The sequence below is a fragment of the Dankookia sp. P2 genome (assembly GCF_050632255.1).
In the GTDB taxonomy this organism is placed as follows: domain Bacteria; phylum Pseudomonadota; class Alphaproteobacteria; order Acetobacterales; family Acetobacteraceae; genus Paracraurococcus.
Genome location: NZ_CP192581.1, coordinates 5,338,240 through 5,358,012, shown reverse-complemented (window position 1 = coordinate 5,358,012; position 19,773 = coordinate 5,338,240). Strand labels below are relative to the sequence as shown.

The window sequence follows — 19,773 nt, the reverse complement described above, 5'->3', positions numbered from 1 at the left end:
GCCGCGCGACTTATGGGCTGGCTGGATTGCGCCGTCTTCGGGAGTAGCAGGGCGCCACACCGGCCAGCGTGCGTCCCATGGGCAATATGATGGCGTGATCAGGCGCTAACTGAGCCGACAAGGAAACGTCCAAGCGTATCCGCGGCCGGACAGCCGCATCACGGTGACCCGAAGGCCGGTTGGGTGCGGCGGGAAACTTTCCTGCGGTCGCTCCCCTGCCCCCGTCCCCGCATTCCCCGGCCCGTGGGATGGCCGTTGAAGCTGCCAGGGCGTTAGACTGCGCTCCACCGCCTCCACAACCCCGAGCCCTGGGTCCACGATGCGCTTCGAGTCCCTCTACCGTCACGGCTTCGCCCGCATCGCCGCCTGCACTATCCGCACCGCGCTGGCCGACCCGTCGGCGAATGCCGCGGCGATCCTGGAGGTGGCGCGGGATTGCGATGCCCGCGGCACGGCGGTGGCGGCCTTCCCGGAACTCGCCCTCTCCGGCTATTCGATCGAGGACCTGCTGCTGCAGGACGTGCTGCTCGATGCGGTGGAGGCGGCGGCGGTAACGCTGCTCGAAGCCTCCCGCACGCTGCGGCCGTTGCTGGTGGTAGGCGCGCCGCTGCGCCATGCCGGGCGGGTCTACAACACCGCGTTGGTCATGCATCGCGGCCAGCTGCTGGGGGTGGTGCCGAAGAGCTACCTGCCGAATTACCGGGAGTTCTACGAGAAGCGGCAGATCGCCCCGGGCGACGGCGCGCCGCCCGGCGACATCCGCTTCGCCGGTGCGGTCGCCCTCTCGCCGCCGCCCTGCTGTTCGAGGCGGAGGATGTGCCGGGCCTGATCCTGCATACCGAGATCTGCGAGGATTTCTGGGTGCCGATCCCGCCGAGCGGCCCGGCGGCGCTGGCCGGTGCGACCGTGCTGCTGAACATCAGCGGCAGCCCGATCACCATCGGCAAGGCGGAGACGCGGCGGATGCTCTGCCAGTCGCAGAGCGCCCGCTGCCTCGCGGCCTATGCCTATACCGCCGCCGGTGCCGGCGAATCGACCACAGAGGTCGCCTGGGACGGCCAAGCCGAGATCTGGGAGAACGGCGCCCTACTGGCCGAGACCGCCCGCTTCCCGCGCGGCGCCCAGATGGCGGTGGCCGATGTCGACCTGGACCTGTTGCGGCAGGAGCGCATGCGGCAGGGCACCTTCGACGACAACCGCCGCAACACCCCGGCCGTCGCCGGCTTCCGCACCATCCATTTCCGGCTGGACCCGCCGGATGCCGATCTCGGCCTCGAGCGGCCGATCGAGCGCTTCCCCTTCGTCCCCGCCAATCCCGAGCGCCTCGCCCAGGACTGCTACGAGGCCTACAACATCCAGGTCGCCGGCCTGACCCAGCGGCTGGAGGCGGCGCATATCAAGCGGCTGGTGATCGGCGTCTCCGGCGGCCTCGATCTCGACCCATGCGCTGATCGTCGCCGCGAAGGCGATGGACCTGCTGGGCAAGCCGCGTACCGACATCGTCGCCTATACCCTACCGGGCTTCGCCACCTCGGACGACACCAAGGGAATGCGCACCGGCTGATGACCGCGCTCGGCGTCACGGCGCATGAGCTCGACATCAAGCCGGCCGCCCGGCAGATGCTGGCCGATCTCGGCCATCCCTTCAGCCGCGGCGAGGCGGTTTACGACATCACCTTCGAGAATGTGCAGGCCGGCCTGCGCACCGACTACCTGTTCCGCGCCGCCAACTACGTCGACGGCATCGTGCTCGGCACCGGCGACCTATCCGAACTCGCGCTGGGGTGGTGCACCTACGGCGTCGGCGACCAGATGTCGCACTACAACGTCAATGCCGGTGTGCCGAAGACGCTGATCCAGCACCTGATTCGCTGGGTCGCTGCCTCGGGTCGATTCTCCGACGAGGTGGGTCAGACGCTGGAGGCGATCCTCGAGACCGAGATCTCGCCCGAGCTGGTCCCGGCGACGGAGGGCCAGGCGATCCAGAGCACCGAGGCCAAGGTCGGGCCCTATGCGCTGCAGGACTTCCACCTGTACTACACGCTGCGCTACGGATTCCGCCCCTCCAAGATCGCCTTCCTGGCAATGCGCGCCTGGAGCGACGCGGCCCGGGGCAACTGGCCGCCGCACTTCCCGGAGACGAAGCGTATCGCCTATCCGCTGAAAGATATCCGCCACTGGCTGGAGGTCTTCCTGCAGCGCTTCTTCGGCTTCAGCCAGTTCAAGCGCAGCGCCATGCCGAACGGCCCGAAGGTCGCCGCCGGAGGCTCGCTCTCGCCGCGCGGCGACTGGCGCGCCCCCTCCGACGGCAATGCCAAGGTCTGGCTTGAGGAACTCCGCAGGAACGTCCCGGAGGCGTAAGCCGCGGCATCTCCCGGCAGGCTGACCCGTTCCGATGGGCGGTACAGCCGGGAGGACGCGATGCCGAAGGACGGGTTACAGAATGGACCGCTGAGCGCCAGTTGCGCGCATCTCTGCATCGACATGCAGATGCTGTTCGCCGCGCAGACCGACTGGCACACGCCATGGATGACCCGTGTCCTGCCGATGGTGGAGCGACTGGTCGCCGCCCGCCCCGACCGTACGGTCTTCACCCGCTTCATTCCCGCACGCCGCCCTGGCGAGGGCCGCGGCACCTGGCGGCGCTACTGGGAACGCTGGGCCTCGATGACGCTGGAGGCGCTGCCGCCCGACGCCGTCGAGCTGATCCCGCCGCTGGCCCGCTTCGCGCCGCCCGCCGAGGTGGTGGACAAGCGGGTCTACAGCCCCTGGGTGGACAGCGACCTGCACGAACGCCTGCAGGCGCGCGGCATCGACACGCTGGTGGTCAGCGGGGCCGAGACCGATGTCTGCGTCCTGGCCGGCGTGCTGGGGGCCGTGGACCGCGGCTACCGCGTGGTGGTGGCGACCGACGCGATCTGCAGCTCCTCCGACCACACCCATGACGCGCTTCTGGCCCTCTACCACGAGCGCTACGGCCAGCAGGTGGAAGCGGCGACGGTCGAGGAGATCCTGCGGGACTGGCGCTAACGCCGGCGCCTTCGCCGCGTTCAAGCGCCGAGGAGGCCCGCATGGCCAAGGACCGCAGCCACCACACGACCATCGGCAATCACCGGTTGAGCCCGGAAACCCTGATGCTGGGCTACGGCTACGACCCCGCCCTGTCGGAGGGCTCGGTCAAGCCGCCGGTCTTCCTGACCTCCACCTTCGCCTTCCGCTCGGCCGAGGAAGGACAAGCCTATTTCGACGTGGTGGCGGGACGGAAGGAGGCGCCGGAAGGTGGCGCCGGCCTGGTCTATTCCCGATTCAACCATCCAAACAGCGAAATCGTCGAGGACCGGCTCTCGGTCTGGGACGGGGCGGAGACGGCGCTGGTCTTCGCCTCCGGCATGGCGGCGATCGCCACCACCATCCTGGCCCATGCCCGTCCGGGCGATGCCATCCTGCACAGCCAGCCGCTCTATGGCGGGACGGAGACGCTGCTGGCGCGCAGCATGGCGGAATCCGGCATCGCCTCGGAGGGCTTCTCGGACGGCACCTCCGCCGAGGCAATCGAGGCCGCGGCGACCCGCGCCATGGACCGGGGCCGGGTCAGCCTGGTGCTGGTCGAGACGCCCTCCAACCCGCTGAACACCTTGGTGGACCTGACGGCGATACGTGCCGCGGCCGACCGCATCGGCGAGGCGCAGGGGCACCGGCCGGTCATCGCCTGCGACAACACCATGCTCGGCCCGGTCTTCCAGCAGCCGCTGACACATGGCGTCGATGTCGTGCTCTACTCGCTGACCAAGTATGTCGGTGGCCACAGCGACCTGGTCGCCGGCGCTGCGGTCGGCAGCAAGGCCCAGCTGCGTCCCATCCGGCTGCTGCGTGGCGCCATCGGCACCCAGCTCGACCCGCATTCCTGCTGGATGCTGGGCCGGTCGCTGGAGACGCTGTCGCTGCGGATGCGGGCCGCGGCGCGGAATGCGGAGGCGGTGGCGGAATTCCTGGAAGGCCACCCGCGCATCGCAGCGGTCCACGCCCTGAACCACCTGGCCGAGGGAAGCCCCGCACGCCAAGTCTATGACACCCAGTGCAGCGGGCCGGGCTCGACCTTCAGCATCGAGATCGTCGGCGGCCAGGCGGAAGCCTTCCGGGTGCTCAACGCGCTGCGGGTCTTCAAGCTGGCAGTCAGCCTGGGCGGCACCGAGATCGCTCGCCAGCCACCCGGCCAGCACCACTCATTCCGGCGTGCCGGAGGCGGTCCGGGCGCGGATCAGAGTCACCGCCGGGCTGGTCCGCCTCAGCATCGGGATCGAGCACCCGGACGACCTGATCGCCGACCTTGCCCAGGCGCTCGGCAGCCTTGACCCCTAGCCGAACAGCCCCGCCAGCCAATAGGCCCCGGCGGCGATCAGCGCCGCCGCGGGCAGGGTGACGACCCAGGCGACGACGATGTTGCCGGCGATCCCCCAGCGCACCGCCGAGACCCGCCGCGCCGCGCCGACGCCGATGATCGCGCCGGTGATGGTATGGGTGGTCGAGACCGGCACGCCAAGTTCGGTCGCCAGGAACAGGGTGATGGCGCCGCCCGTCTCGGCGCAAAAGCCCTGCACCGGGGTCAGCCGGGTGATCTTCGAGCCCATGGTGTGAACAATCCGCCAGCCGCCGAACAGCGTGCCGAGCGCCATCGCCGCCTGGCAGGACATCACCACCCAGAGCGGCACGTGGAAGGCGCCATCGAGCAGACCCTGCGAGTATAGCAGCACCGCGATGATACCCATGGTCTTCTGCGCATCGTTGCCGCCATGGCCGAGCGAGTAGAGCGAGGCAGAGCCGAACTGCATCAGACGGAATGTGTTGTCGACCGCGAAAGGCGTGCTGCGGGCGAATGCCCAGGACACGATCAGCACCAGCAGCAGCGCCAGCAGCAGCCCGACCGTCGGCGACAGCACGATGGCGAACAGCGTCTTGCCCAGCCCCGACCAGACGATGGCTCCGAATCCCGCCTTGGCCGTGCCGGCGCCGAGGATGCCGCCGACCAGGGCGTGAGAGGAGGAGGAGGGAATGCCGAGACCCCAGGTGATGACGTTCCAGGCGATCGCCCCGACCAGGGCGCCGAAGATGACCCGCGGGTCAATCACGGAGACGTCGACAATGCCGGTGCCGATGGTCTGGGCCACGTGCAGGCCGAAGAACAGGAAGGCGATGAAGTTGAAGAAGGCGGCCCAGACCACGGCATATTGCGGCCGCAGCACCCGGGTCGAGACGATGGTGGCGATGGAATTGGCCGCATCGTGCAGGCCGTTGAGGAAATCGAAGAGCAGCGCGACGGCGATGAGGCCGTAGAGCAGCGGCAGGGCGATATGCGCGTCCATCGGAATCAGACGTGCTCGACCACGATGCCCTCGATCTCGTTCGCCGCGTCGTCGAAGCGGTCGACGATTTTCTCGAGCTGGTCGAAGACCTCACGCGCCGCGATGAAGCGCAGCGCCTGGTCGGGCGGGCAGCGGCGGAACAGCTCGGTCACACCGACATCGTGGATGTCGTCCGCCTCGCCCTCGATCTGGCGGATCTGCTCGCACAGCTCGTTGATCCGGCCAGCATTTGGGCTGATGGCCGAGAGCAGCGGCACGGCTTCCCGCAGCAGGCCGGCGCAGCGCTCGATCGCGTCGCCCATGCGGCGCAGCTCCGGGTCGAAGTCGGTCATCTCGAACAGTACGATGGCCTTCGCCGCCTTCTTCATCTGGTCGATAGTGTCGTCCATGCGACCGATCAGGGTCTGGATATCGCCGCGGTCGAAGGGGGTGACGAAAGTCCGGCGGACCGCCTGCACCACCTCCCGCGTCACCGCATCGGCATCGTCCTCGGCGGCCAGCACGGCGGGGTAGTGGCGCTGCACCGCGGCGCCGCCCTCAAGCATTCCGCGCAGCTCCACGGCGCCGCGCGCGACGGCATCGGCATGCCGGGCGAACATCTCGAAGAAGCGCTCCTCGCGCGGCATCAGGCGGCGGAACCAGGTCATCATCAGTCGTAGTCCCCAGGAATTCGCGTATCGCACGGCCAGGTCGTCAGGGGCGACAAGGCACGCCGTCATCCGTTTGTCACATTCCGGGCCATACGGCACGGTCCGCCGATGAGTTTCCTCTCCCAGGCGGCTGCATCACCCCAGCCCGCAACGAAACCTGACCATGCCGATATCGCCTCGCGCGACGCCTCCATCGCCCTCGGCCTGACCTTGCCTACCGATACCGTCCTGTACCTTCTATTACCGCTGCATGCGGCCGCTTTCGGGGTGTCGCTGGCCGAGGCCGGCCTGTTGCTGGCCGCCAACCGGCTGGTCCGGATCCTGGGCTACGGCTTCGTCGCCCGCAGCTACGAGCGCCAGGGGCCACGGGTCGCCTGCACCGTCGCGGTTCTGGGGGCGGCGGCCCTCCTCGCTGGGCTATGCGCTGCTGCCAGGGGTCTGGTGGCTGCTGGCGGCGCGCCTGGTCTGGGGCCTCTCCTTTGCAGCCATGAACATCGCAACCCAGGCCCTGGCGACCGCCGAGCCGCAGGGCGCTGCCCGCCGCAGCGGCAAATCACGCGCCATCATCTCGGCCGGGCCGATGGTCGGGCTGCTGGGCGGCGCTGGGCTGGCCGACTGGGCCGGCCCGCAGGCGGTTTTCCTGGCGCTGGCGGCAGTGGCGCTGCTCGCCCTGCCCTTTGCCTGGCGGCTGCCGGCCGGCGGCGGCGGCCCGGTGAAGACACCGGGCCCGCGCTTCGCGCTCCCGGCCCGGCTGGATGTCTGGTCCTTCGTCCAGGGCTTCGCGCTCGACGGCATCTTCATCCTCGGCCTCTCGGTCCTGGCCGCCCGCGCCATGCCGGAAGGCGCGGTGCTGGCGGCGGGCGCCGCCCTGGCGCTGCGCTACCTGGCGGAAGTCGTGCTTGGCCCGCCCGGCGGCGCCCTGGCTGAGCGGGTCGGCGCGGCCCGGCTGCTGGTCCTGCTCTCCCTCGCCTCCGCTGCCGGGCTCCTGCTGATCGGCTTCGGCGCGCTCTGGACCGGGGCGGTGCTGGTGGTGTTGCTGCGCGGGCTGCTGCAGCCGCTGCCGGCGCCGGTCGCCGCCGCGGCCTTTCCCGGGCCGGGCCGGGTGCCGGCCCTGGCGCGGCTGGCGACCTGGCGGGACCTCGGCGCCGGGCTCGGGCCGCTGGCGGCCGGGCTGCTGCTGCCGGTGCTGGAACCCTGGCTGCTCTATGGCGGGACCGCCCTCGTGCTGGCCGTGGCGGCCCTTGCCGTCGCCCTGCCCCGCCGCCCAGTGTAGCTCCGCCGCGGCCCGAAGACGGTGCCCGGACAACCGGGACCGCCTTATGTCGAACATCACCTGCCTCCGCACCATCCGCATCGCCGAACGGCCCAACCTGATCTGGGTCGAGATCGAGACCAATGAAGGGTGGGTCGGTCTGGGCGAGAGCTTCCGCGGCGCCCAGGCGGTAGAGGCGGTGTTGCACGAGACCGTCGCTCCCTGGCTGGTCGGCCGCGACAGCCGACGGATCGAGGCGATCTCCCGCCATCTCATGACACCCTATCTCGGCTTCGCCAGCGCCAGCGCCGAGGTGCGGGCGGCGAGCGCCGTCGACCTCGCGCTCTGGGACCTGATGGGCAAGCGCCACGGCATCCCGGTGCATGAGGCTCTGGGCGGCGCCAGCCGCAGCGAGATCCGCACCTACAACACCTGCGCCGGCTATTCCTATAACAGCGGCACGGCGAAGGGCGTCGCCGCCGGGCGGCGCGACATCGGCTCCGCCGACGTCGCAGCCGGTCCCTACGACGACCAGATCGCCTTCATGCGCGATGCCGGCGACCTGGCGGAAAGCCTACTCGCGGAAGGCTATACCGCCATGAAGATCTGGCCACTCGACATCCATGCGGCAGCCAGCGGCGGCCAGATGATCACCCTGTCGGAGCTGAAGGCGGGGCTCGAGCCCTTCCGGAAGATCCGCGCCGCGGTTGGCGACCGAATCGAAGTGATGGCCGAGTTGCATAGCCTCTGGTCCGCCCAGGCGGCGATCCGCATCTGCCGGGGGCTGGAGGATCTCGGCATCTTCTGGGCCGAGGACCCGATCGCCAAAATGGGCGACTTCAAGGCCCTGGCCGATCTCCGCCGGCAGACCCGGGTGCCGATCTGCGGCAGCGAGACACTGGGCGGCGCCGTCTCCTACCGCCAGATGCTGGAGGCAGGGGCGGTGGATTTCATCATGCTCGACCTCGCCTGGTGCGGCGGGCTGACCGAGGGAAGGAAGATCGCCGCCCTTGCCGAAGCCTTCGCCAAGCCGCTCGCGCCGCACGACTGCACCGGGCCGGTGACGCTGATGGCCGGGTTGCAGTTGGCGATCCACGCCCCTACCGCGATCTTCCAGGAGGTGGTGCGGGCGACGCTCGCGACCTGGTACCGCGACCTCGTCACCGACCTTCCCGCGATCAAGGGCGGCATGGCCCAGGCGCCGACCGCTCCCGGCCTCGGGACCAATTTGCTGCCGGAGGTCCGGCGGCGCGAGGATGCGGCCATCCGCGAATACGGCACGCCGCTTCGGCCGGGCGGCTGAACGAAAGAACCGGGAGAGACACCATGCAGAGACGCCACCTTCTCGCCGCCGCGCTGGCGGTGCCTTCGGTCGCGCGGGCCCAGACCTTCGACCGGCCGCTGCGGATCATCGTCCCGAATGCCCCGGGCGGCACCAGCGACATCCTGGCGCGCCTGATCGCCACGCCGCTCGGGAAGCTGGTTGGCCAGAACGTGATCATCGAGAACCGTACCGGCGCCGGCGGCAATATCGGCGCCGACTACGTGGCCAAGAGCGCGCCAGACGGCACCACCATGCTGCTGCTGGATGTCAGCGTGCTGGCGACCAATCCCTTCCTGTTCGCCAAGCTGCCCTTCGACGTGGAGAAGGATTTGGCGACGGTCAGCATGCTGATCTACGCGCCCTATATCCTCGCTGCCCGCAACGCGCTGCCGGTGCAGGACGCGGCCGGGCTGGCGGCCTATGTGAAGGCGAGATCCGGGCAAGCTGGATTCGCCAATGCCGGGGCCGGCACGCTGACGCATCTGGTCTCCGTCGCCCTGGCCGCCGCCTGGGGCGGGGAGATGACGCAGGTGCCCCTATCGCGGCGGGGCGCCGGGACTCCTGGCGGTAGCGAGCGGCGAGGCGGACCTGACCATGGCCGGCGCGACCCAGTCGATGCCCTATGTCACCCAGGGCCAGATGCGCGGGATCGCCGTCTCCGGCGCGCACCGGCTGGCGAGCCTGCCTGCCCTGCCCACCTTCGCCGAGCTGGGCTGGCCGCATCCGAATGCCGGCACCTGGCAGGGCGTGCTGGTCCAGGGCGGCACCCCGCCGGCGGTGGTGGCGAAGCTGGAGGATGCGCTGCGCCAGGTAATGCAGGACTCCGCGGTCCGCGACCGGGTGGCCCAGCTAGGCGGCGAGCCGCGCACCGAGGGGGCCCAGGCCTTCCGCGACCAGCTCCGGGCGGATACCGCGAGCCTCGGCCAAGTGATCCGCGAGCACAGGATCACCCTCGACCAATAGGGATCAGGCGCCACGCTCCGCACCGGCCTCGCGGATCTTGGCCGCTAGCTGCTCCGGTGCGAAGGGCTTCTGCAGGAAGCGCTCGTGCCGGCCAGTGGCGCGGCGCGCGAGGTCGGGCGTGGTGCCGCTGATCAGGATGACCTCGACATCCGGGTGCCGCGCCCGGGCCAGCTCCGCCAGGTCGAAGCCATCCAGCCCTGGGCCGAGATTGACGTCGGTCACCAGCACGTCCGGCACCTGCCCGGCACCCAGCAGGATCAGCGCGTCTTCGGCATTGGCCAGACCGTCGACCTCGAAGCCATTGCCGTCAAGCGTCTCGGACAGGGCACTCCGGACGAGTTCGTCATCCTCGATCAGCAGGACCCGCATGATGATTTCCATCCCCTCGCCCGTGCGGCCCGTACCGGAAACAAGCGGCACGACGACGACACAAAGCGGCAAGATGGGATGTCGGCGGCCTTGAGTCGCCTGCCGCTTGGTTCAACTTCCGGGTGGCGTTGCCAAACCGGTCAAAGCCGGCAGGCGGCTTCCAGGAAGACCGCGACGAGCGTACCCGGCTGCACGCCGCGCTCCTCGTTCAACCGTGGGCGTTCCTCGAACTCAAGCCCCTGCGCGTCGGGCGCACGGTACCAGTTGCCCTCGACCGGGCGCCAGGATTGTTCGGTGCAGCGGTAATCCGCCAGGAAGGCGACACTCCGGGCGCGGCCGCCGGTCTCCGGCAGGCGGATCGCCTCGGCAAGGTTCAGCACGATCCAGACCCGGCGCATTCCCTCGGCCCAATGCGACGCCTCGGACGCCGCATAGGCCGCGGCGATCCCGCCCCGCTTGTCGATCGGGATCGAACGCCATGCGGCGCGCGGGGCCAGGGTGAGCGCCGGTGGCTCGGGCGCCGCCTCGACCGGCGGCGGCGCGGGCGGCTGCGCGCAGCCGAGCAGCAGAAGAAGCGGCACGAGGCCGCGCAGGCTGCGGATCATGGTCGGGTGGTCCTTCGCTACCAGCGCCGCGCCGGGCCGCAATCAAGATGCACGAAACCGTCCCGCCGGTAGAGGCCGACACCGCCGATCTGCATCTCCGCCGCCAGCCGGGCCAAGCCGAAGCTGTCGCGCCCCGGCAGCCGCACATCCGCCGCCATGCCCGACATGTGCAGGGAGGCGCGGGACACCCGGCGGGACTCCCGCGCCCGCGCGGCGTTGGTCTCGGGCGAGCGGTAGCCGCTGATGACCTGGAATGCCTCGCTGGCCTCCAGCTGCAGGGCGACGGTGTGCATGACGTCGAAGAGCCGCGGGTCCATCGGCGTGGCCTCCTCCCGCGACGGATCGCGGAACAGCCAGTCGAGCTGCTTCAGCGCCTCCCGGTCGTAGCGGCCGTCGCGCCAATAGACGCCGTCGAAGTCTTCCTCGGTCTGCATGCGGTGGATGCGCAAGGATCGCGGAACGCCGGCCGTCACCTGGGCCAGGGCGCCGCCGCCGCCAATCGCCGCGCAGAGCAGCCCGGCCGCGCCGCGCAGCAGCAGCCTCCGGCCGGGGGCGTCGCAGCAGGCGCAACCGAGAGACGACGGATGCATATCAGCGCACCCGCAGCTCGGCCAGGCGCGGCAGCCGCGGCGCGTCGAGGGCTCGGGCATAGGCCTCGTCGAGGCCATAGATGTCCTGGCGGATGCGCACCTCCGTGCCTTCGACCGTGACGGTCGTATAGTGCAGCCGCACCGGAATGGGCCGCGGGACCGCAACGGCCGATGTCTGCCGGCTCTCGAGCACCCGGTCCACTCGCACGCGGTCCCAGCCCGCGGCGCCCTGCAGCGCGAGGTCCAGCAGCTCCATCGGTTTCTCCAGGCGGATGCAGCCAGAGGAGAAGGCACGCTCGGCACGGCGGAACAGGCCGCGATCCGGCGTGTCATGCATGAAGATGTCCTCGGTGTTGGGGATGACGAACTTGATCCGGCCGAGCGCATTGGCCTCGCCCGCATCCTGGCGGATCACATAGGGAAAGCGCTCGGGGTTCACCGAGCGCCAGTCGATTGTGGTGGGATCGATCTCAACCCGCTGGCCCTCGGCGAAACCATAGACCCGGAAGCCCTTCTCCATCATGGCGCGCGGGTTGCTCCGAAACTTCGGCAGCAGGTCCTCCCGCGCATTGCGCTCCGGCACCCCCAGGGAGGGTTGAACATCACCGAGGTCAGCCGGACCCGCAGCATCGGCGTGGCGCGGGCCGGCTTGCCGACGATGACGGCCATGTCGAGCTGGATCCGCCCGGCCTCGATCACCTGCAGGCGCTGGTGCGGCACATTGACCTCGACCCGTCGTTCCGGCCCGGCATTGGCCGCGGCGCGGCGCATGTCGAGCGCGACGCGGAGCTGGCGGATCGTCGCCTCGGCCGGGCGGTTCAGCGCGGCGAAGGTCAGGCGGCCGGCGCGGCCATCGGCCTCCAGCGCCTCGGCCGCCTGGAAGCGGCGGATCGCGGCGACGAGATCCTCGTCATAGATCGCCGGATCGGCCGGGCGCAGCGCGGCGACGAGAGGGTCGGTCGCGGCAAGTCGGGCCCGGAGCGCCGGCACCCGCACCGGGTCGAGCGCGCCGGGCTCCAGCGCATCGTTCCCCGGCATCGGCGGCACCGGCGGGAAGCCGCCGGCCGCGGCGCGGGCCCGGGCCTCGGCGAGGGCCCGCTTCAGCACGGCGGTCCCGGGGGCAGCAGGGCCGCCCGGTCGATGACGGCGGCCGGCTCGGCGGCGGTGCCGAGCTCGGCCATCCAGGGACCGAGCGGCAGGGCCGCGGTGTCGCGGCGGAGGTCGGCCCTGCCCGGCAGGTCGCGGACCCGGCCATGCAGCAGGTCGGACAGCGCCGCGGCAGCCGAGGCGCGGAGCGCCGCGGCATAGGCACCTGGGTCCGACTGTGCCAGGGCATCGGCGGGGATGGCATAGTCGCGCGGGTCGAGCCCGTCCTCCGCCAGGCGGCGCAGACGGCCGGCGAGGCGATGCAGCGCCTCCGTCCCCTGCACCAAGTGCGCGGCGCCCTGCGCCGTCGGCGGGGCGGCATGGGCGAAGGGCGCGGCCAGGACGGCAGCGCCGAGCAGGGTCAGGACCAGGAGAGTGCGCACGTTGCAGTGATACATGGCCGCAGCGCGGCCCGCCAAGCCCCGACACCGGTGCGGCTCAGCCGCCGGCCGGTTCGGCAACGGTGAGGTGGCTTGTAGGGCGCGCGCGGCCGGAGGGTGCCGACCGCCTCCGGCGTGGTGCCGCGCGTCTCGGCGATCAGCGTGGCGAGGGTCGCGCCGCAGAGCCGCCCTGGCAGGGCCCCATCCCGGCGCGGAGATAGGCCTTGAGCTGGTTCGGACCGGTGGCGCCCAGCCGGGCGGCGGCGCGGACCTGGCCGGCGGTCACCTCCTCGCAGCGGCAGACCAGGGTGGCCTCCTCCGGTGGGGCCAGCACCCAGTCGGGCGGGGGATAGAGCGCATCGAGGAAAGGCCGCAGCGCCAGGCTGGCGCGCCGGGCGGCAAGCAGCGGCCCGGCGCGGCGGGCAAATCCCGCTTCGGTCAGCCGGCCGACCCGCCGCGCCGCATCCACCGCGGCCAGCCGCCCCGCGGCGATCGCCGCCTGCCAGCCGCCGATCCCGGCCGCATCCCCGGCGACGGCGATCCGCGCTGCGGAGCTGGCGCCGTATTCGTCGACCCGCGGACGCCAGCAGCGCTGCACCGCGTCCCAGTCATGCGCGAGGCCAAGGGCCAGCGGGATGTGGGTGGCGGGCACCACGCCCTCATGCAGCAGCAGCGTGTCGCATGCTTCGCTGCCGCCGTCCCAGAGAACCCGCTCGACCCGGTCCCCGCCCTCGGCCCGCAGCCCGGTCACGGCGCGCCGCCGCGGCAGGCGCCGGGTCGCCGCGAGCAGGCCAAGCCCTTGGCCAGCAGCGGCGCGCCGGCCAGCAGACCGCCGGCCTTCAAGGCCTTGGTCAAGCTGCCCCTCGGCGTCGTCTCCAGGATCAGCGCCGGCGGCGCCCGGCCCAGGCCAACTGCAACGCGAGCAGCAGCAGCAAGGGTCCCTGCCCAGCCAGCACCGTGCGGCCCGCGGGCACCACGCCCGCAGTCTTCAGCAGGATCTGCGCCGCGCCGGCGGTCATCACGCCCGGCAAGGTCCAGCCGGGGATCGGCACCGGCCGCTCCTGTGCCCCGGTGGCCAGCAGCACGCGATTCGCAGCGATCTCCGTCGTGGCGCCGGCCGCCAGCACCGAGAGCAGGCCCGTCTCAGGTTCGAGATGCCAGAGGGTAGTCGCCGGGCGGTAGTCGATCCGTGCGGCGCGGAAGGCGCGGACCAGCGGCAAGCCGGCCGCGTAGTCGCCGCGCAGCGCCGGGTCGCCGGCCGCGCGGTCCAGGCCGCGGAAGATCTGGCCGCCCGGGGCCGGGCTTTCGTCGACGACCGCGACGGAGAGGCCGAGATCGGCCGCCCTCGACCGCCGCCGCCATGCCGGCCGGCCCGGCGCCGATAATGACAAGGTCGAGGCTCATGCCGGGAAAGCCGGCCGGGCGCCGCGTTGCGGTGCGATCCGCATGCCGGGCGCGACCGGAACCATGCAGCGCCTGCCGGCTGGCCACGCCGTTGATCTCGGCCAGGCAATCGAAGCAGACGCCCATCATGCAGTAGGGCAATCGCGGCGCGCCGGAGACAGGGGTCTCCCCGGATCAGGCCGCGCCCCGGCCAGCAGCACCGCCGCGGCCGCGGTTGCACCTTCCGGCACCAGCACCGCGACGCCGTCGACGAAGACTTCCACCGTGGCGGGGCGTTCAGGACGCGGCGCGAACATCGAACCGCGCTGCGGTGAAGGGATCGAGCATCGGGTCCAGCGCGCCCGCGGCGATCATCGGCGCTAGCAGCAGCGCATGCGCGCCGGCCAGGGTCACGCCGGAATGGCAGTTGGCGGTGAAGGCGCCAGTGAAGCGGGCGGACTGGTCGTAGATCGGCAGCCCGTCCGGTGCCATGACCCGCAGCGCCGACCAGGCGCGGACGATGTTCAGCCGCCCGATCCAGGGGAAGCTGAGCACGGCGCGGTCGGCGATCTGGCGCATGACCGCGGGATCCTGGCGGAGGTCGAAGCCCACCTCCTCCATGCTGTCGCCCATCATCAGGGAGCCTTCCTGGGTCTGCCGCACAGTGGTGGTCGGCATCGGCAGCACCTCCGCCGCGCGTTCGGTCACCAGCACCTGGCCGCGCTGCGGACGGACCGGCGCGGCCAGGCCGAAGCGCGGCGCGAGCCCTGCATTGCCGAGGCCAGCGGCGAGGACGATCCGCGGCGCCGCGAAGCGCCGGCCCGCGGCGGTGACGGCGAAGTCGTGCGGCGCAGCATGTCCATCTTCCGCCTTGATATTCGGCACATAAGCGCCGCCCGCCTGAACGAAAGCGGCATGCAGCGCGTGCAGCAGGCGCAGCGGGCTGGCGTGGCCGTCATAGGGGGTCCAAGAGGCACCGACGACGTCCGGACCCAGGCCCGGTAGCATCTCGCGAAGTTCCGGCGCCTCGATCATCCGGTACTCGTAGCCGGCATTGCCGGCCTCCACCTGCATCCGCGCCATGCGGGCGGCACGGTCGGCCATCTCATTGTCCGAGAGGCAGAGATGCACCCCGCCCGGCTGCCGCAGCCCGACATCGGTGCCGGTCGCCGTGCGCAGCGCTGCCGCCAGTTCCGGCCAGGCACCCGCCGAGGCGCGGGTCCAGCGCTGGTACCATGGGGCGCCGAGCCCCTTCGACTGCACCCAGACCAGGCCGAAAGTGCCGCGGCTGGCGCGGAAGGCAACGTCGCCTTCATCCAGCAGCACGGTGGGCAGGCCCTGCCGCTGCAGCCCCCAGGCGATGGCGGCCCCGACCAGGCCACCGCCCACCACGATCGCGTCGAAGGAGTCGGACTGCATGGGCACGAGGGGACGATGGCGGGCGGGCGGCGTCAACCGTTGACGGCCAGCGCGGTCGCGGGCCAGCCTGCTTTTCCCCCGGGGAGACCGCGCCATGAGCCCGCTCGACGAGCCCGCCCCGCTTGCAACAGGCGGGGGGCGGAACAGCGACCTCGAGGCCGCGCTGGCCGAGGCGCGCGAGGCCTATGCCGCGCGGCGCCCGCGCAGCGCCGCCATCCATGACCGGGCACGGGAGGTGATGCCGGGCGGCAATACCCGCAGCGTGCTGTTCTACACCCCCTTCCCCACCGCCATGGTGCGCGGCGAGGGCTGCCGCCTCTCGGATGCCGACGGCAACGAGTACCTCGACCTGCTCGGCGAATACACCGCCGGCCTCTTCGGCCATTCCGAGCCGCGGATCATTGAGGCAGTGAAGGCGGCGCTCGACGGCGGGATCAACCTCGCCTCGGTGGGGGAGAAGGAGGCCGAGCTGGCCGGGCTTATCGTCGGCCGCTTCCCGTCGATCGAGCAGGTCCGCTTCACCAATAGCGGGACCGAGGCCAACCTGCTGGCCCTGGCCGCGGCGCGCGGCTTCACCGGGCGGGTGAAAACCATGGTGATGCGCGGCGGCTACCATGGCGGCGTGCTTACCTTCGCCAGCGAGCGGAACGCGGTGAACGTTCCGATCCCGCTTGCCTTCACCGACTTCAACGACCCGGAGGCGGCACGCCGCGACATCCTGGCCGAGGGCGACCAGCTCGCCGCGGTGCTGGTCGAGCCGATGCTCGGCTCCGGCGGCTGCATCCCGGCGACGCTGGGATTTCTCACCGCGCTGCGCGAGGCGACGCGGAAGACCGGCGCGGTGCTGATCTTCGACGAGGTGATGACCAGCCGGCACGGCGCCGGCGGGCTGCAGCAGCGGACCGGGGTGATCCCAGACATGACGACGCTCGGCAAGTACATGGCGGGCGGGATGAGCTTCGGCGCCTTCGGCGGCAGGCGCGAGATCATGGCGGTCTTCGACGGCCACCGGCCGGGCACGCTGCCGCATGCCGGCACTTTCAACAATAATGTCTGGTCGATGGCGGCCGGCTGCGTCGCCATGGGCGAGATCTTCGACGCCGCGACGGCCGAGGCGCTCTACGCGCGTGGCGAGGCGCTGCGCGATGCACTGAATGCCGCCTGCGCCCGGGCCGGCGTGGCGATGCAGTTCACCGGCCGCGGCTCCATGCTGACGGTGCATTTTCGCGGCAACGCCATCGACCGCCCCTATGCCGCCAGCCCGGCGGAGGACCGGCTGCGCGAGCTGTTCTTCTTCGACATGCTGGCGACCGGGATCTACCTGGCGCGACGCGGCATGGTGGCCCTGTCCCTCCCGGTACAGGAGGCGGACTGCACCCGCTATATCGCCGCCGTCGAGGAGTTCATCGCGGCCCGTCGCCCCCTGCTGGCGGGGGAGGCCGGTCGGGGCTAGCCTGCGCCGCCCGCCAGTTGCACCCGATACCCTGGCCGGCTTCTGGAGACCGCCATGCCCACCACCGTCGCCGCGGATCGCCGGTCGCCCAACCAGGCACGCCGGGTCATGCTGCTGACCGGCGCCTCGCGCGGGATCGGCCATGCCACGGTGAAGGTCTTCTCGGCCGCCGGCTGGCGGGTGATCACCGTCTCCCGCCACCCTTTCCCGGAGGAATGCCCCTGGGAGGCCGGGCCGGAGGACCATATCCAGGCCGACCTCTCGAGCGCCGAGGACACGCTTCGGGCGATCGAGGAGATCCGCCAGCGGCTGGAGCCCGAAGGCGGCCGGCTGGACGCGCTGGTGAACAATGCCGGCATCTCCCCGAAGGGCCCGGGCGGCAGCCGCCTCGGGACCATCCAGACCCAGCTCGACGACTGGAAATGGGTGTTCCAGGTGAATTTCTTCTCCTCCATCATGCTCGCCCGCGGGCTGATTGAGGAGTTGCAGCGCACCCGCGGCGCGGTGGTGAACGTCACCAGCATCGCAGGCAGCCGGGTGCATCCTTTCGCTGGCGCGGCCTATGCGACCTCGAAGGCGGCACTGATGGCCTTGACGCGGGAGATGGCGCATGACTTCGGCCCGCTCGGCATCCGGGTGAATGCGCTGAGCCCGGGCGAGATCGACACCTCCATCCTATCGCCCGGGACGGAGAAGATCGTCGAGGAACAAATCCCGTTGCGCCGCTTGGGCAAACCGGCCGAGGTGGCCAAGGCGATCTACTTCCTCTGCTCGGATGCGTCGTCCTATGTGAACGGCGCCGAGATCCATGTGAACGGCGGGCAGCATGTGTGATCCAGGCCCGCCGATGCCATTTGCGCAGGCCTGACCGGGGGCCGGAATGCGAAGCGCCCGGTCAGGCCGGCCCGGTTTCCGCAGCAGGCCGGGCCGGCCTGGCTCGCCGCAGGGTCGCTGCCTACAGCGTCTTAAGATATTCGATGATGGCATAGCAATCGGCGTCGCTCAGCGCGGCATTGCCGTAGTCGTGCCCGGCATTGTCGTTGCCGGGCTTCGGCAGCCCGGCCTCCCGTGCCACGAAGCGCCAGCGGTTGGCCGGGTCGGCAGGGTCGGTACTGTAGCCGACTTTCACCGGGTCATACTCTCGCGTGCCGAGCGGGAAATCCGCCGATCGCTGTGATTCCGGCAGCAACAGCTCATGAGAGGCTCGGCACCGAGCCATCGTGCAGATAGGGCGCCGTCGCCCAGATCCCGTCGAGCGGCCGCGACTTGTAGCCGAGCAGCGCATTGTCCGCCTTCAAGCAGGCCTCGAGCGCGGCCGGCACCGCGGCCGGCGCTGGCGGCAATGACAGCAGCGCGCCGAGTTCGCGGCGCGGCGGCCGTCGCGACCGCATCCCCGCCACGTTGGGCAGTTGCGGCCAGCCGAACCAGCTCCGCGCGAGGATCGATGCGTCAAGCGTGAAAGACTGGTCCAGCATCGCGCCGGCGACGGTGGATTTCAGCATGTCTGCGACCGCCGCGGTCTCTCCCAGCGGGCCGCCGGCGATGTAGTTCGTCGGCTGGCCCCGTAGCGCGCCGGTCACCGAGCGATAGAACAGAGCATTGCAGGCCATGGCCGGATCGGTTCCTGGCTTTACGTTCGGCGTCGGGTCTCCGGACTCAGGCTTCTTGCTCGCGTCGAGGAAGGTGCTGATGCGGGCGGGGTAGCGGCCATCGGCGAGCGTGGTCTGGGAGACGTGGCAGGAGGCGCATTTCGCCGCATAGAGCGTCGCGCCAGCCTTTACCTTCGCCGGATCGAGTGACGGGAACATCTCCGGCCAGACCGGCGGCTCCAGTCGCATGAGCTGCTGTTCCAGCCCGATCTGGCTTTCCAGCTGCAGGCTGCTGACCACGCGGCGCCTGGCACCCTTGCCCGGCTTGGCCGGCATCTCGATGGCGACGTCAGCGAAGACGCCCACCACCTCGCCCGCATTGCGGGCGACCGCGCCGAGATCGAGCGTGCCGCCGCCATGGCCGACGCGCGGACCGTTGGTGGCGATGGCGTTGTACTGGACCCGCGGCAGGCGGTGGATGTTCCAGAGGAACGGGTAGCTGACCGGCGCGATCGGCAATTGCCGGGTGCCGTCGGCACGGCGACCTGCACAACCTTGTTGAAGATATGGCCGAAGGCATCGACCCGCCCGAAGCCGGCGGCGACCGCCGAATCATTGGCCTGCGCCTGGCTGGCCTGCAAAGCCTTCAGCCGATCGACCGCGGCCTGCAGCAGGTCACGATTTTCCGGATTGTTCCCTTGCCGAAGCACGGCCGCGGCGAAGCGGTCGAACTTGGCCTGATCCGCTAGCGTCCCGTCGAGGCTGTCGTTCAGGGCGCGCATGAAGGCGTCGAAATCGGCCAGCGCCTGGCCGCCCTCGATCCGAAGATTGCGGCCGCGATAGGCGATCTGGCCGGTATGACAGGCGGCGCAGTTCATGCCGACCCATTTCTCGTTCAGCGCCTGCGCCTGCTTCCAGCGCAGCCAAGTCAGCGACAGCCGCTCATCCGGCTGATCGTCCACCGCGAAGCCGAGCGGCAGGCCGGCATCGGTCACGTCGGGGATGTAGCGGAAGCCGGCGATGTGTTCGTCGGCGAGAAAGGGAGGGTCACTGGCCCGCTGTTCCAGCGCATTCAGCCAGTCGAACGGGATGAGGCGTGAGCCCCTGGGTGGCCTGGTACCAGACCATGCGCTGCTCGGCCGTCCAGCCCTGGACCGTGGGATTGAGGAGCGTCTGCGGCCGCGGCAATTGCATCCTGCCAGGGCCAGCAGCGCGAGCGCGGCGCCGCGACGCCGGCCGGGATGCCGATGTGCCCGCATCATTACAGTCTCCGGATGCTAGGAATGCTGG

21 protein-coding genes and 4 pseudogenes are annotated in these 19,773 nt (G+C 70.8%); 11 read left to right on the top strand and 14 right to left on the bottom strand.

The features are described 5' to 3' along the window. Window positions 1-319: 319 nt before the first annotated feature. The 5 genes and pseudogenes from ACQ86J_RS31885 (at window position 320) to ACQ86J_RS31865 (ending at window position 4,359) form a co-directional block, all read left to right on the top strand. Window positions 320-829 carry a nitrilase-related carbon-nitrogen hydrolase gene (locus ACQ86J_RS31885; RefSeq protein WP_431268663.1) on the top strand — a complete coding sequence of 170 codons (510 nt, stop codon included), beginning with the start codon at window positions 320-322 and terminating at the stop codon, window positions 827-829. Beyond that, entirely contained in the window at window positions 817-2,361 is a 1,545-nt protein-coding gene (locus tag ACQ86J_RS31880) for an NAD(+) synthase (RefSeq protein ID WP_431268662.1), read from the top strand. Before ACQ86J_RS31885 ends, ACQ86J_RS31880 begins: the two co-directional genes overlap by 13 nt. 60 nt (window positions 2,362-2,421) lie before the next feature. Beyond that, entirely contained in the window at window positions 2,422-3,030 is a 609-nt protein-coding gene (locus ACQ86J_RS31875) for a cysteine hydrolase family protein (protein ID WP_431268661.1), read from the top strand. A 41-nt stretch (window positions 3,031-3,071) separates the two neighbouring features. After that, window positions 3,072-4,163: pseudogene (locus ACQ86J_RS31870) on the top strand (cystathionine gamma-synthase family protein); the annotation flags it as partial. After that, complete coding sequence (locus ACQ86J_RS31865; RefSeq protein ID WP_431272606.1) at window positions 4,066-4,359, top strand: PLP-dependent transferase; 294 nt, start codon at window positions 4,066-4,068, stop codon at window positions 4,357-4,359. The pseudogene ACQ86J_RS31870 and the gene ACQ86J_RS31865, both read left to right, overlap by 98 nt. On the opposite strand, the gene ACQ86J_RS31860 is transcribed toward ACQ86J_RS31865, so the two are convergent. Further along, window positions 4,356-5,360, bottom strand: a complete 1,005-nt coding sequence (locus ACQ86J_RS31860; RefSeq protein WP_431268660.1) for an inorganic phosphate transporter — start codon at window positions 5,358-5,360, stop codon at window positions 4,356-4,358. The two genes, ACQ86J_RS31865 and ACQ86J_RS31860, sit on opposite strands and share 4 nt — an antisense overlap. Window positions 5,361-5,365: 5 nt before the next feature. Continuing rightward, the gene (locus ACQ86J_RS31855) at window positions 5,366-6,010 is read right to left on the bottom strand and encodes a DUF47 domain-containing protein (RefSeq protein ID WP_431268659.1); all 645 of its coding nucleotides are present in this window, start codon (window positions 6,008-6,010) and stop codon (window positions 5,366-5,368) included. Window positions 6,011-6,497: 487 nt separating this feature from the next. Between ACQ86J_RS31855 and ACQ86J_RS31850 the strand changes: the two genes are divergently transcribed. From ACQ86J_RS31850 to ACQ86J_RS31835, 4 genes and pseudogenes are all read left to right on the top strand, one after another. Next, entirely contained in the window at window positions 6,498-7,283 is a 786-nt protein-coding gene (locus ACQ86J_RS31850; RefSeq protein WP_431268658.1) for an MFS transporter, read from the top strand. A 46-nt stretch (window positions 7,284-7,329) separates the two neighbouring features. Beyond that, entirely contained in the window at window positions 7,330-8,565 is a 1,236-nt protein-coding gene (locus tag ACQ86J_RS31845) for a mandelate racemase/muconate lactonizing enzyme family protein (protein WP_431268657.1), read from the top strand. Between the two features lie 23 nt (window positions 8,566-8,588). Further along, window positions 8,589-9,065: pseudogene (locus tag ACQ86J_RS31840) on the top strand (Bug family tripartite tricarboxylate transporter substrate binding protein); the annotation flags it as partial. Between the two features lie 115 nt (window positions 9,066-9,180). After that, window positions 9,181-9,549: a tripartite tricarboxylate transporter substrate-binding protein gene (locus ACQ86J_RS31835; protein WP_431268656.1), complete on the top strand. Its 369-nt coding sequence runs from the start codon at window positions 9,181-9,183 to the stop codon at window positions 9,547-9,549. Between the two features lie 3 nt (window positions 9,550-9,552). Here the strand turns inward: ACQ86J_RS31835 and ACQ86J_RS31830 are convergent, their stop codons facing one another. From ACQ86J_RS31830 to ACQ86J_RS31790, 9 genes and pseudogenes are all read right to left on the bottom strand, one after another. Next, window positions 9,553-9,918: a response regulator gene (locus ACQ86J_RS31830; protein ID WP_431268655.1), complete on the bottom strand. Its 366-nt coding sequence runs from the start codon at window positions 9,916-9,918 to the stop codon at window positions 9,553-9,555. A 140-nt stretch (window positions 9,919-10,058) separates the two neighbouring features. Further along, complete coding sequence (locus ACQ86J_RS31825) at window positions 10,059-10,523, bottom strand: surface-adhesin E family protein (protein WP_431268654.1); 465 nt, start codon at window positions 10,521-10,523, stop codon at window positions 10,059-10,061. Window positions 10,524-10,540: 17 nt separating this feature from the next. Then, window positions 10,541-11,113 carry a DUF882 domain-containing protein gene (locus ACQ86J_RS31820; protein ID WP_431268653.1) on the bottom strand — a complete coding sequence of 191 codons (573 nt, stop codon included), beginning with the start codon at window positions 11,111-11,113 and terminating at the stop codon, window positions 10,541-10,543. Between the two features lies 1 nt (window position 11,114). Continuing rightward, window positions 11,115-12,151 (bottom strand): annotated as a pseudogene (locus ACQ86J_RS31815) (L,D-transpeptidase family protein). A gap of 62 nt (window positions 12,152-12,213) precedes the next feature. Continuing rightward, complete coding sequence (locus ACQ86J_RS31810; RefSeq protein WP_431268652.1) at window positions 12,214-12,642, bottom strand: hypothetical protein; 429 nt, start codon at window positions 12,640-12,642, stop codon at window positions 12,214-12,216. A 154-nt stretch (window positions 12,643-12,796) separates the two neighbouring features. After that, window positions 12,797-13,390 (bottom strand): (2Fe-2S)-binding protein, encoded by a 594-nt coding sequence (locus tag ACQ86J_RS31805; RefSeq protein ID WP_431268651.1) that lies wholly within the window; start codon window positions 13,388-13,390, stop codon window positions 12,797-12,799. 130 nt (window positions 13,391-13,520) lie between these two features. Beyond that, the gene (locus ACQ86J_RS31800; protein ID WP_431272762.1) at window positions 13,521-14,030 is read right to left on the bottom strand and encodes a hypothetical protein; all 510 of its coding nucleotides are present in this window, start codon (window positions 14,028-14,030) and stop codon (window positions 13,521-13,523) included. A 138-nt stretch (window positions 14,031-14,168) separates the two neighbouring features. Further along, on the bottom strand, window positions 14,169-14,306 hold the full coding sequence (locus tag ACQ86J_RS31795; RefSeq protein ID WP_431268650.1) for a hypothetical protein: 138 nt from the start codon (window positions 14,304-14,306) through the stop codon (window positions 14,169-14,171). 13 nt (window positions 14,307-14,319) lie between these two features. After that, window positions 14,320-15,441 carry an NAD(P)/FAD-dependent oxidoreductase gene (locus tag ACQ86J_RS31790; RefSeq protein WP_431268649.1) on the bottom strand — a complete coding sequence of 374 codons (1,122 nt, stop codon included), beginning with the start codon at window positions 15,439-15,441 and terminating at the stop codon, window positions 14,320-14,322. Window positions 15,442-15,535: 94 nt separating this feature from the next. Here ACQ86J_RS31790 and ACQ86J_RS31785 point away from each other — a divergent pair, with 94 nt between their 5' ends. Both ACQ86J_RS31785 and ACQ86J_RS31780 read left to right on the top strand, forming a co-directional pair. Further along, window positions 15,536-16,894: an aspartate aminotransferase family protein gene (locus tag ACQ86J_RS31785; RefSeq protein ID WP_431268648.1), complete on the top strand. Its 1,359-nt coding sequence runs from the start codon at window positions 15,536-15,538 to the stop codon at window positions 16,892-16,894. Window positions 16,895-16,948: 54 nt separating this feature from the next. After that, complete coding sequence (locus ACQ86J_RS31780; RefSeq protein WP_431268647.1) at window positions 16,949-17,728, top strand: SDR family NAD(P)-dependent oxidoreductase; 780 nt, start codon at window positions 16,949-16,951, stop codon at window positions 17,726-17,728. A gap of 121 nt (window positions 17,729-17,849) precedes the next feature. Here ACQ86J_RS31780 and ACQ86J_RS31775 read toward each other — a convergent pair whose 3' ends face one another. The 3 genes and pseudogenes from ACQ86J_RS31775 to ACQ86J_RS31765 form a co-directional block, all read right to left on the bottom strand. After that, window positions 17,850-18,023, bottom strand: coding sequence for a hypothetical protein (locus ACQ86J_RS31775; protein ID WP_431268646.1), 174 nt, complete (start codon window positions 18,021-18,023; stop codon window positions 17,850-17,852). Window positions 18,024-18,087: 64 nt separating this feature from the next. Continuing rightward, the gene (locus ACQ86J_RS31770; RefSeq protein WP_431272605.1) at window positions 18,088-18,141 is read right to left on the bottom strand and encodes a hypothetical protein; all 54 of its coding nucleotides are present in this window, start codon (window positions 18,139-18,141) and stop codon (window positions 18,088-18,090) included. A gap of 12 nt (window positions 18,142-18,153) precedes the next feature. Further along, window positions 18,154-19,742 (bottom strand): annotated as a pseudogene (locus ACQ86J_RS31765) (di-heme-cytochrome C peroxidase); the annotation flags it as partial. Window positions 19,743-19,773 lie beyond the last annotated feature (31 nt).

Bases quoted from the DNA above. Each gene is read 5' to 3' on its own strand.
- ACQ86J_RS31885 (WP_431268663.1), top strand. From the start codon at position 320: ATGCGCTTCGAGTCCCTCTACCGTCACGGCTTCGCCCGCATCGCCGCC.
- ACQ86J_RS31875 (WP_431268661.1), top strand. From the start codon at position 2,422: ATGCCGAAGGACGGGTTACAGAATGGACCGCTGAGCGCCAGTTGCGCG.
- ACQ86J_RS31865 (WP_431272606.1), top strand. From the start codon at position 4,066: ATGACACCCAGTGCAGCGGGCCGGGCTCGACCTTCAGCATCGAGATCG.
- ACQ86J_RS31860 (WP_431268660.1), bottom strand. From the start codon at position 5,360: ATGGACGCGCATATCGCCCTGCCGCTGCTCTACGGCCTCATCGCCGTC.
- ACQ86J_RS31855 (WP_431268659.1), bottom strand. From the start codon at position 6,010: ATGATGACCTGGTTCCGCCGCCTGATGCCGCGCGAGGAGCGCTTCTTC.
- ACQ86J_RS31850 (WP_431268658.1), top strand. From the start codon at position 6,498: ATGAACATCGCAACCCAGGCCCTGGCGACCGCCGAGCCGCAGGGCGCT.
- ACQ86J_RS31845 (WP_431268657.1), top strand. From the start codon at position 7,330: ATGTCGAACATCACCTGCCTCCGCACCATCCGCATCGCCGAACGGCCC.
- ACQ86J_RS31835 (WP_431268656.1), top strand. From the start codon at position 9,181: ATGGCCGGCGCGACCCAGTCGATGCCCTATGTCACCCAGGGCCAGATG.
- ACQ86J_RS31830 (WP_431268655.1), bottom strand. From the start codon at position 9,918: ATGCGGGTCCTGCTGATCGAGGATGACGAACTCGTCCGGAGTGCCCTG.
- ACQ86J_RS31825 (WP_431268654.1), bottom strand. From the start codon at position 10,523: ATGATCCGCAGCCTGCGCGGCCTCGTGCCGCTTCTTCTGCTGCTCGGC.
- ACQ86J_RS31820 (WP_431268653.1), bottom strand. From the start codon at position 11,113: ATGCATCCGTCGTCTCTCGGTTGCGCCTGCTGCGACGCCCCCGGCCGG.
- ACQ86J_RS31790 (WP_431268649.1), bottom strand. From the start codon at position 15,441: ATGCAGTCCGACTCCTTCGACGCGATCGTGGTGGGCGGTGGCCTGGTC.
- ACQ86J_RS31785 (WP_431268648.1), top strand. From the start codon at position 15,536: ATGAGCCCGCTCGACGAGCCCGCCCCGCTTGCAACAGGCGGGGGGCGG.
- ACQ86J_RS31780 (WP_431268647.1), top strand. From the start codon at position 16,949: ATGCCCACCACCGTCGCCGCGGATCGCCGGTCGCCCAACCAGGCACGC.